We start from the raw sequence: 2,404 nt of genomic DNA, 5'->3' as shown, positions 1-2,404 counted from the left end.
CTTGATCACCTGCTGCATCCGCCAGGCCAGACGCGCACGCACATGCGCCGCCTCCCACGGGCTGGAGGTGATGAAGTGCGCCAGGGCCTGCCGGTTGCCGTCCTCACCCAGCCGGGCAGCCATCGGCTCCACCGACTTACGCCGCCCGTCCAGCAGCAGCCCCCGCAGATAGACCCCGCCCCACCGGCGCTGATCCGCCCACGCAAACGGCTCGAACATCTCCGCCGCGAAGTCCTCCAGATCACACCGGACCGCAGCCAACTCCCCACCCAGCACAACCCGTCAACGAGCCACCCGATCAAACGGACACGCCACCAGTGAGTGAATCTGACCAAGCCCTACTAGTAGGACTCCGTTAGGTCTTTCCGTCGGTCGTGTTCAGCAGCATGGTGAGTGCGTGGACGCACATGAAGTGAACCGTGTTCGGACGAAGTTGGCGTTATTCGTGGCCAATGTGTTCTCCTCGGTGCCGCGGAAGGACCAGCGGGCCAAGAGCGACTGCTATCTGCGGGGACTGATGACGGACGGTCGCCGCAAGTCCATCCAGGCCATGGCCTCGCGGCTGCCGGACGGCAACGAACAGAACCTGCAGCAGTTCGTGAACCAGTCGACCTGGGATCCGGTGCCGGTGCGACGGCGGATCGCACAGCGGATGGTGCCGCTCATCGGCCCGGATGCCTGGGCAGTCGACGATGTGTCGTTTCCCAAAGACGGCAGAATGTCGGTCGCCGTCGCCCACCAGTACTGCGGGGCCATGGGCAAGCAGGCCAACTGTCAGGTGGCAGTCAGCGTGCACGCGGTCACTGACACCGCCTCCGTCCCGCTGCAGTGGCGGCTGTTCCTGCCCAAGGAGTGGGACAGCGATGTCGAACGCCGGCGTCGTTGCCAGGTGCCCGAGGGGGTCGAGCACCGGGAGAAGTGGCGCATGGCCCTGGATGTGCTGGACGAACTGGCGGGGTGGGGGCTGGTACCACCGGCAGTGTGTTGAGCGACTCTCTGTGTGAGTACGAAGGCGGGGGTCGGCGACACTCTCGGTGTGCATGAGTGTTGATCTTGGTGGGAGTGTGATCTCTGCTCGTGCGCGACGACACCGTGAGCATGGGCAGAGAGGCTGCACGTGCTCGTCGTCGATGCCGATGTCGTTCGGGTGGAACAGCAGCTGCGGCGTGGAGAGCTGAAGTGCCCGTCGTGCGGGGCGGTGTTGGCTCCGTGGGGTCACGGGCGGCCGCGGGAGATCCGGGGTGATCTGGGGGCGAGGCTGTTTCTGCGGCCTCGTCGTACGCGTTGCTCGGGCTGCGAGGTCACGCATGTGCTGCTCGCCGAGGTGGTGGTGCCGCGGCGGGTGGATGCGGCCGGGGTGATCGGGGCCGGGCTGGAGATAGCCGCGCTCGGCATGGGCACCGCTCGATCGCCGCGGTGCTGGGCCGGGCCGAGGGCACGGTCCGTGGCTGGCTGCGCCGGTTCCGTCTGCGGGCCGAGGCGGTGCGACGGCACTTCACCGTGGTCCTGGTCGCCGTCGCGGACGATCCGGTGATGCCGGATCCGGCCGGCTCGCCGGTGGCGGACGCCGTCTCGGCGATCGAGGCCGCCCATCGGGCAGCGCGGGCGAAGTGGCCGGACAAGCACACGGTGTCGCGATGGGAGTTCGCCGGCCGGGTCATCAGCGGCAGGCTCCTGGCCTCGCCTTCTTTGTCTAGTTGATCAACACGGGCCGCCCCTGGGCGGCGTTGAGAGGTGCCACGAGTCTTGATCGTGTCCGTCCGGTTGGGGACGGGCGTGGTTCGAGACGCGAGGTGGATGACTGATGTCACCGAGTGAGGACGAGGACCGCCGCCGGGCGGCAAGGGCCCGGCAGGTGGCCCTGTTCCGCTATGGCCTGATCCAGGACCTGATCGACACGAAGCTGACCAAACGTGAACGCGGAGACCTGGCCCGCGAGTTGGCGGCACAAGACCACACCGATCCGTTCGGGCGGCAGGTCCGTGTCACGCGGGGCACGCTGGACCGCTGGACCCGCCACTACCGGGCCGGCGGGTTCGAGGCCCTGGTGCCCGAGCCGAGGAACGTCACTGCTCGCACGCCCGTCGAGGTGCTGGACCTGGCGGCCGCGCTGAAGCGGGAGAATCCGGCGCGGACGGCCGCGCAGATCCAGCGGATCCTGCGCACGACGCAGGGCTGGTCGCCGACCGACCGCACGCTGCAGCGGCACTTCGTGAACGCCGGCCTGACCGGAACGCTGAACACGGAGAAGAGCGTCTTCGGCCGGTTCGAGGCGACCCGCGGGAACGAACTGTGGACCGGGGACGCTCTGCACGGGCCGAAGATCGGCGGCCGGAAAACCTACCTATAAGTTACGTGGAATCACGCTGACGGATGGACCTGCCGCGGGGGTCGGTACGCCGCC

At 68.1% G+C, this 2,404-nt stretch carries 4 protein-coding genes and 1 pseudogene; 4 read left to right on the top strand and 1 reads right to left on the bottom strand.

The window, feature by feature from the left end; all coding sequences use genetic code 11:
- Positions 1-219, bottom strand: a 219-nt coding sequence (locus tag IE277_RS46515) for a transposase (protein ID WP_229882601.1), incomplete at its 3' end; no start/stop codon positions are given.
- Between the two features lie 178 nt (positions 220-397).
- Here IE277_RS46515 and IE277_RS46510 point away from each other — a divergent pair.
- From IE277_RS46510 to IE277_RS46500, 4 genes and pseudogenes are all read left to right on the top strand, one after another.
- Positions 398-982: pseudogene (locus IE277_RS46510) on the top strand (IS701 family transposase); the annotation flags it as partial.
- Positions 983-1,117: 135 nt separating this feature from the next.
- Entirely contained in the window at positions 1,118-1,534 is a 417-nt protein-coding gene (locus IE277_RS50080) for a DUF6431 domain-containing protein (protein ID WP_373311025.1), read from the top strand.
- The gene (locus IE277_RS46505; RefSeq protein WP_229882600.1) at positions 1,417-1,701 is read left to right on the top strand and encodes a hypothetical protein; all 285 of its coding nucleotides are present in this window, start codon (positions 1,417-1,419) and stop codon (positions 1,699-1,701) included. The genes IE277_RS50080 and IE277_RS46505 overlap by 118 nt, the downstream gene beginning before the upstream one ends.
- 103 nt (positions 1,702-1,804) lie before the next feature.
- Positions 1,805-2,350, top strand: a complete 546-nt coding sequence (locus tag IE277_RS46500; RefSeq protein WP_189960166.1) for a helix-turn-helix domain-containing protein — start codon at positions 1,805-1,807, stop codon at positions 2,348-2,350.
- The last annotated feature ends 54 nt before the right edge of the window (positions 2,351-2,404 follow it).

Source organism: Streptomyces alanosinicus, assembly GCF_014650595.1.
Classification (GTDB): domain Bacteria; phylum Actinomycetota; class Actinomycetes; order Streptomycetales; family Streptomycetaceae; genus Streptomyces; species Streptomyces alanosinicus.
This window is presented reverse-complemented; position numbering and strand designations above follow the sequence as displayed.

What these genes read in the sequence shown, in the direction of transcription:
- IE277_RS46500 (WP_189960166.1), top strand. Translation starts at nt 1,805, where the DNA reads ATGTCACCGAGTGAGGACGAGGACCGCCGCCGGGCGGCAAGGGCCCGG.